This window comes from Streptomyces sp. NPDC056600 (assembly GCF_042792855.1).
GTDB lineage: Bacteria > Actinomycetota > Actinomycetes > Streptomycetales > Streptomycetaceae > Streptomyces.
Window position 1 is genome coordinate 123531 of sequence record NZ_JBHTVQ010000011.1, and the last position, 6288, is coordinate 129818.

A 6288-nucleotide genomic window follows, 5' to 3' on the forward strand; every position below is an offset into this window, starting at 1 on the left:
CGCTTCCATGCGCCGTTCGAAGATCGTCTGTACTCTCGGCCCCGCGGTCGACTCCCATGAACAACTGGTCGCGCTGATCGAGGCGGGGATGAATGTCGCCCGCTTCAACTTCAGCCATGGCTCCCACGAGGAACATCAGGGCCGCTACGACCGGGTCCGTGCCGCCTCGCAGGAGACCGGCCGCCCGGTGGGCGTGCTCGCCGACCTCCAGGGCCCGAAGATCCGCCTCGAGACCTTCGCCGAGGGTCCCGTGGAGCTGGTGCGGGGCGACGAGTTCACCATCACCACCGAAGACGTGCCCGGCGACAAGTCGATCTGCGGCACCACCTACAAGGGCCTGCCCGGCGACGTGAACCGCGGCGACCAGATCCTGATCAACGACGGCAACGTCGAGCTCAAGGTCCTGGACGTCGAGGGCCCGCGGGTGCGCACCATCGTCATCGAGGGCGGAGTGATCTCCGACCACAAGGGCATCAACCTGCCCGGCACCGCGGTGAACGTCCCCGCGCTGTCCGACAAGGACGTCGACGACCTGCGCTTCGCGCTGCGGATGGGCGCCGACCTGGTCGCCCTCTCCTTCGTCCGGGACGCCGACGACGTGCGCGACGTCCACAAGGTGATGGACGAGGTGGGCCGCCGGGTCCCCGTCATCGCCAAGGTGGAGAAGCCGCAGGCGGTGGACAACATGGAGGCCGTGGTGGCGGCCTTCGACGGCGTCATGGTGGCCCGTGGCGACCTGGCCGTGGAGTACCCGCTGGAGAAGGTCCCGATGGTGCAGAAGCGCCTGGTGGAGCTCTGCCGGCGCAACGCCAAGCCGGTGATCGTGGCGACCCAGATGATGGAGTCGATGATCACCAACTCCCGTCCGACGCGCGCCGAGGCCTCCGACGTGGCCAACGCGATCCTGGACGGCGCGGACGCGGTGATGCTCTCCGCCGAGTCCAGCGTGGGCGCGTACCCGATCGAGACGGTCCGCACCATGTCGCGCATCGTCCAGGCCGCGGAGGAGGAGCTCCTCTCCAAGGGCCTGCAGCCGCTGGTGCCGGGCAAGAAGCCGCGCACCCAGGGCGGTTCGGTGGCCCGCGCGGCGGCCGAGATCGCCGACTTCCTCGGCGGCAAGGGCCTGGTCGCCTTCACCAAGTCCGGTGACACCGCCCGCCGCCTGTCCCGCTACCGGGCCTCGCAGCCGATCCTCGCCTTCACCACCGAGGAGTCCGCCCGCAACCAGCTCTGCCTGAGCTGGGGCGTGGAGCCGCACGTGGTGCCGTTCGTCAACAGCACCGACGAGATGGTCGAGCTGGTCGACCAGGAGCTGACGCGACTGAACCGCTTCGAGCCCGGCTCCGTCGTGGTGATCACCGCCGGTTCGCCCCCCGGCGTCCCCGGCACCACCAACATGGTCCGAGTCCTGCACCTCGGCGCCGACACCCCCAACTGACCCCACCCGCCCAAGGGGGGCAAGCCCCCCTTGGGCGTGCCCGTAATTCACGCTGGAGCGTGGAAAAACGGGCGCACACCTGAGTTAGAAGCCGGGGGGTTCGGTGTAGGTGCCCCATTCGTCGCGGAGGGCGTCGCAGATCTCGCCCAGGGTGGCTTCGGCTCGGACCGCTTCGACCATCGGTCCGATCATGTTGGCCCCGGAGCGGGCCGCGTCCAGCATCGCGTCCAGCGAGGCCCGCACGGCGGCCTCGTCGCGGGCGGCGCGGCGCTCGCCCAGCGCCCGCACCTGCTCGCGCTCCACCTCGTGGCTGACCCGCAGGATCTCCAGGTCGCCGGTGACCGAGCCGGTGTGGGCGTTGACGCCGACGACCCGCTTGTCGCCCTTCTCCATCGACCGCTGGTACTGGAAGGCCGCCTCGGCGATCTCCCCGGTGAACCAGCCGTCCTCGATGCCGCGCAGGATGCCGGAGGTGATCGGGCCGATCGGGTGCCTGCCGTCGGGGTGGGCGCGCAGGCCGCGTTCCCTTATCTGCTCGAAGATCTTCTCCGCGTCCGCCTCGATGCGGTCGGTGAGCTGCTCGACGTACCAGGAGCCGCCCAGCGGGTCGGCCACGTTGGCGACGCCGGTCTCCTCCATCAGCACCTGCTGGGTGCGCAGCGCGATCTCCGCCGCCTGCTCACTGGGCAGCGCCAGGGTCTCGTCGAGGGCGTTGGTGTGCAGCGAGTTGGTGCCGCCGAGCACCGCGGCCAGGGCCTCCACGGCCGTGCGGACCACGTTGTTGTACGGCTGCTGGGCGGTGAGCGAGACGCCGGCGGTCTGGGTGTGGAACCGCAGCCACTGGGCCTTCTCGGTCTTCGCCCCGTACACGTCGCGCATCCAGCGGGCCCAGATGCGGCGGGCGGCGCGGAACTTCGCGATCTCCTCGAAGAAGTCCACGTGGGCGTCGAAGAAGAAGCTGAGGCCGGGCGCGAAGACGTCGACGTCCAGGCCCCGGCTGAGGCCGAGCTCGACGTAGCCGAAGCCGTCGGCCAGCGTGTACGCCAGCTCCTGCGCGGCCGTGGAGCCGGCCTCGCGGATGTGGTAGCCGGAGACCGAGAGCGGCTTGTAGGCCGGGATGCGCTCGGCGCAGTACTCCATCAGGTCGCCGATCAGGCGCAGGTGGGGCTCCGGCTCGAAGAGCCACTCCTTCTGCGCGATGTACTCCTTGAAGATGTCCGTCTGCAGCGTGCCGTTGAGCACCGACGGGGCGACGCCCTGGCGTTCGGCGGCCACCAGGTACATGCAGAAGACCGGGACGGCCGGGCCGCTGATGGTCATCGAGGTGGTGACGTCGCCCAGCGGGATGTCCTGGAAGAGGACCTCCATGTCGGCGGCGGAGTCGATGGCGACGCCGCAGTGGCCGACCTCGCCCAGCGAGCGCGGGTCGTCGGAGTCGCGGCCCATCAGCGTCGGCATGTCGAACGCCACGGACAGTCCCCCGCCGCCGTTGGCGAGGATCATCTTGTAGCGCTCGTTGGTCTGCTCGGCGTTGCCGAAGCCTGCGAACTGGCGGATGGTCCAGGTGCGGCCCCGGTAGCCGGTCGGGTACAGGCCACGGGTGAAGGGGTACTCACCGGGCCAGCCGATCCGCTCGAACCCCTGGTAGACGTCACCGGGGCGCGGGCCGTAGACCGGCTCGACGGGGTCTCCGGAGAGCGTGGTGAAGTCGGCGTCCCGCTTGCGCGCGGAGTCGTACCGGGCCTGCCAGCGACGGCGGCCCTCCTCGATGGCTTCAGCGTCCATGCCTACAAGTTACTTGGACGTCCTAGTAAATGTCGACGCCGGGCGGTCGCGCCGTGCCGGGGCGCCACCGGATTCGCCCTGTCGGGCCTGGCGGGACGGGGCGGGACGGGGCGGGACGGGGCGGCGCCCGCTCCGCGAGGCCCGCGGAAGGAGAAGGCCGCGCCGGGACGGGCGCGGCCTCGGGGAGGGTCAGACCTTGGCGGCGGCGGGCGTGGCGCCGTCGGACACCTTGGGCTCCAGCTCGCGGGTGACCTTGCGCTCGACGACGAACGCCGCGACGGGGATGGTGCCCGCGAGCAGCACCCGCACCTGCTTGCCGATCTTCCAGCGGGCCTTGTTGCCCAGGTCGAAGGCGAAGACCAGGTAGACCACGTACAGCCAGCCGTGCGCGAAGCCCACGGCCGTGGTGAAGCCGGCGGCGCCGTCGAGGTCCAGCACGTACTTGCCGACCATGCCGAGGCACAGAAGGATGAGCAGCACACCGGTGACGTAGGACATCACGCGGTAACGGGTCAGCACGGCTTTTCTCATGCCTACGAGGGTAACTGCGGATTTTGCGCGATCTTGACGCGCCCCCGGCCTCGCGGACCGGCCCGCTCAGGCCTCCTCGAAGTCCCCGGCCGCCACCCGCAGGGGGCGCAGCAGGGCGAAGATCTCCCCGCACTCCTCGGCGTCGTAGGCGCCCAGGCCGAAGTCCATGGCCATCAGGTCGCGGGTGGCCGCGTCCACCACCTCGCGGCCCTTGTCGGTGATGCCCGCCAGCGTGCCGCGCCCGTCGTCCGGGTTGGGCCGCTTGGCGACGAGCCCGGAGCGGACCAGGCGGTCCACCGTGTTGGTCACCGAGGTCGGGTGGACCATCAGGCGCTCACCGATCTTGGACATCGGCAGCTCCCCGCTCTTGGAGAAGGTGAGCAGCACCAGCGCCTCGTAGCGGGCGAAGGTCAGGCCGTAGGGCTTGACGACGGCGTCCACCTCGGCGAGCAGGATCTGGTGCGCGCGCATGATCGAGGTGATCGCGGACATGGAGGGAACGCCGCCCCACCGCTGCTTCCACAGTTCGTCGGCGCGCGCGATGGGGTCGAAGGCAAGACTGAGCGGCTTCGGCACGAGGGCGACGATACCCGCCGGGTCAGCGGCCGGCGGGGCCGGAGCCGAGGCCGGCGAGCAGCAGGGCGGTGAAGTCGCGCGCCCAGACCTCGTCGACCGGGCCGGCGCTCACCAGGCTGCGGTGCACCACGGCGCCGGCGACCACGTCGAAGATCAGGTCGAAGGAGCGGTCGGCCGCCTCCGGGTCCGGGTCCGGCGGGAGTTCGCCGCGGCGCTGCGCCCTGGCCTTGCCCTCGCGGACCAGTCGCTTCTGGCGCTCGACGATCGAGGTGCGGATGCGCTCGCGCAGCGTGGCGTCGAGCGTCGACTCGGCCACCACGGCCATCAGCCCGCTGCGCGCCTCGGGGCGGGCCAGAATGGCCGCGAACCGCAGCACCACGCCCTCGATGTCGGCGGCCAGGCTGCCGCGGTCGGGGAGTTCGAGCTCGTCGAAGAGTTCGGCCACCGCGTCCACGACCAGTTCGTTCTTGCCGGGCCAGCGGCGGTACAGGGTCGTCTTGGCGACCTTGGCCCGCAGCGCGACGTCGCCCAGGGTGAGCCGGGACCAGCCGAGTTCGACCAGCGCCTCGCGGGTGGCGGCGAGGATCGCGGCGTCGGCGGCGGCGCTGCGGGGCCGGCCGGTCCGGGGTGCGGGCGTGCTGCGGGGCATGACACACGACGATACGGCCGTGAGGCAGATCACGCCGGGGGTGGTGGGGCGGGCGGCCGGAGGGTGGTTACGCTACGACTCGTAGCGAAAGCCGGGTCCCATCCGGCCGAGCGACAACCACATCCGGCGTCGAGTGGGGACCCGACGCCACTTTCGGGGGCCGTTTCCGGCCCCTTCCCGCAGAGGTTTCCCGGCGGTTTCCGCCGGGGTGCGCCGACGGGGGAGGATAGGCGCATGCAGCCACGGAACATGTCCATGAGCGGAGTGGTCGACCTCGCCGCCGTGAAGGCGGCCCAGGAGGCCAAGGCGAAGGCGGAGCAGGCGCGGGCGGAGGCCGCCCGCCGGGGCGGCGCCGGCGCCGTCTCCCCCGCCGACCTGGTGTACGACGCCGACGAGGCCGGCTTCGAGCGCGACGTCCTGCAGAAGTCCACCGAGGTGCCCGTCGTCCTCGACTTCTGGGCCGAGTGGTGCCAGCCCTGCAAGCAGCTGAGCCCGGTGCTGGAGCGGCTGGCCGTCGAGTACAACGGCCGTTTCGTCCTGGCCAAGGTGGACGTCGACGCCAACCAGATGCTGATGCAGCAGTTCGGGATCCAGGGGATCCCGGCGGTCTTCGCGGTGGTCGCGGGGCAGGCGCTGCCGCTCTTCCAGGGCGCCGCGCCGGAGACGCAGATCCGCGAGACCCTCGACCAGCTGATCGCGGTCGGCGAGCAGCGCTTCGGCCTGACCGGTCTGACCGTCGACCCGGAGGCCGAGCCGGGCGGCCGCGCCGACGCCGTCGCGGCGGCGCCCGAGGGGCCGCACGACGCCCTGCTCGAGGCGGCGGCCCTGGCGCTGGACGCGGGGGACCTGGGCGGCGCGATCCGCGCCTACCGCAACGTGCTCTCCGACGACCCGGGCAACGAGGAGGCCAGGCTGGGCCTCGCCCAGGCCGAACTCCTGGAGCGCGTGCAGGGCCTGGACCCGCAGGCCGTGCGGCGGGACGCCGCCGAAAAGCCGGCCGACGCCGCGGCGCAGATCGCCGCGGCCGACCTGGACCTGGTGGGCGGTCACGTCGAGGACGCCTTCGGGCGCCTCATCGACACCGTGCGACGGACCGCCGGGGACGACCGGGAGGCCGTGCGCGTGCGGCTGCTGCAGATGTTCGAGGTCGTCGGCGGCGAGGACCCGCGGGTGGTCGCCGCGCGGCGCGCGCTGGCGCGCGCCCTCTTCTAGGACACGGGACCCGAGCGCGCGGGACCCCAGCACGCGGGACCCCCGCGCGGGGGACGCGGGCACGCCCGGCCGGGGCGGGACGGAAGTCGTCGACTTC

Annotated in this window: 6 protein-coding genes; 2 read left to right on the forward strand and 4 right to left on the reverse strand. The window is 71.9% G+C overall.

Annotated features, from left to right (window positions below):
* The first annotated feature begins 7 nt into the window (after positions 1-7).
* On the forward strand, positions 8-1438 hold the full coding sequence (pyk, locus tag ACFRAV_RS08860; RefSeq protein ID WP_382552865.1) for a pyruvate kinase: 1431 nt from the start codon (positions 8-10) through the stop codon (positions 1436-1438).
* Positions 1439-1522: 84 nt separating this feature from the next.
* Here the strand turns inward: pyk and ACFRAV_RS08865 are convergent, their stop codons facing one another.
* The 4 genes from ACFRAV_RS08865 to ACFRAV_RS08880 all read right to left on the reverse strand — a co-directional run bounded on the left by ACFRAV_RS08865 (position 1523) and on the right by ACFRAV_RS08880 (position 4979).
* Positions 1523-3223 (reverse strand): methylmalonyl-CoA mutase, encoded by a 1701-nt coding sequence (locus tag ACFRAV_RS08865; RefSeq protein ID WP_382552867.1) that lies wholly within the window; start codon positions 3221-3223, stop codon positions 1523-1525.
* A 189-nt stretch (positions 3224-3412) separates the two neighbouring features.
* Entirely contained in the window at positions 3413-3754 is a 342-nt protein-coding gene (locus ACFRAV_RS08870; RefSeq protein ID WP_382552869.1) for a DUF3817 domain-containing protein, read from the reverse strand.
* Positions 3755-3820: 66 nt separating this feature from the next.
* Positions 3821-4330 (reverse strand): MarR family transcriptional regulator, encoded by a 510-nt coding sequence (locus tag ACFRAV_RS08875; RefSeq protein WP_351111843.1) that lies wholly within the window; start codon positions 4328-4330, stop codon positions 3821-3823.
* Between the two features lie 22 nt (positions 4331-4352).
* On the reverse strand, positions 4353-4979 hold the full coding sequence (locus tag ACFRAV_RS08880; RefSeq protein ID WP_382552871.1) for a TetR/AcrR family transcriptional regulator: 627 nt from the start codon (positions 4977-4979) through the stop codon (positions 4353-4355).
* Between the two features lie 234 nt (positions 4980-5213).
* On the opposite strand from ACFRAV_RS08880, the gene ACFRAV_RS08885 reads away from it, so the two are divergent.
* Positions 5214-6191, forward strand: a complete 978-nt coding sequence (locus ACFRAV_RS08885) for a tetratricopeptide repeat protein (RefSeq protein ID WP_382552873.1) — start codon at positions 5214-5216, stop codon at positions 6189-6191.
* The last annotated feature ends 97 nt before the right edge of the window (positions 6192-6288 follow it).

Coding starts and splice junctions, on each gene's coding strand:
- pyk (WP_382552865.1), top strand. CDS start 8: ATGCGCCGTTCGAAGATCGTCTGTACTCTCGGCCCCGCGGTCGACTCC.
- ACFRAV_RS08865 (WP_382552867.1), bottom strand. CDS start 3,223: ATGGACGCTGAAGCCATCGAGGAGGGCCGCCGTCGCTGGCAGGCCCGG.
- ACFRAV_RS08870 (WP_382552869.1), bottom strand. CDS start 3,754: ATGAGAAAAGCCGTGCTGACCCGTTACCGCGTGATGTCCTACGTCACC.
- ACFRAV_RS08880 (WP_382552871.1), bottom strand. CDS start 4,979: ATGCCCCGCAGCACGCCCGCACCCCGGACCGGCCGGCCCCGCAGCGCC.
- ACFRAV_RS08885 (WP_382552873.1), top strand. CDS start 5,214: ATGCAGCCACGGAACATGTCCATGAGCGGAGTGGTCGACCTCGCCGCC.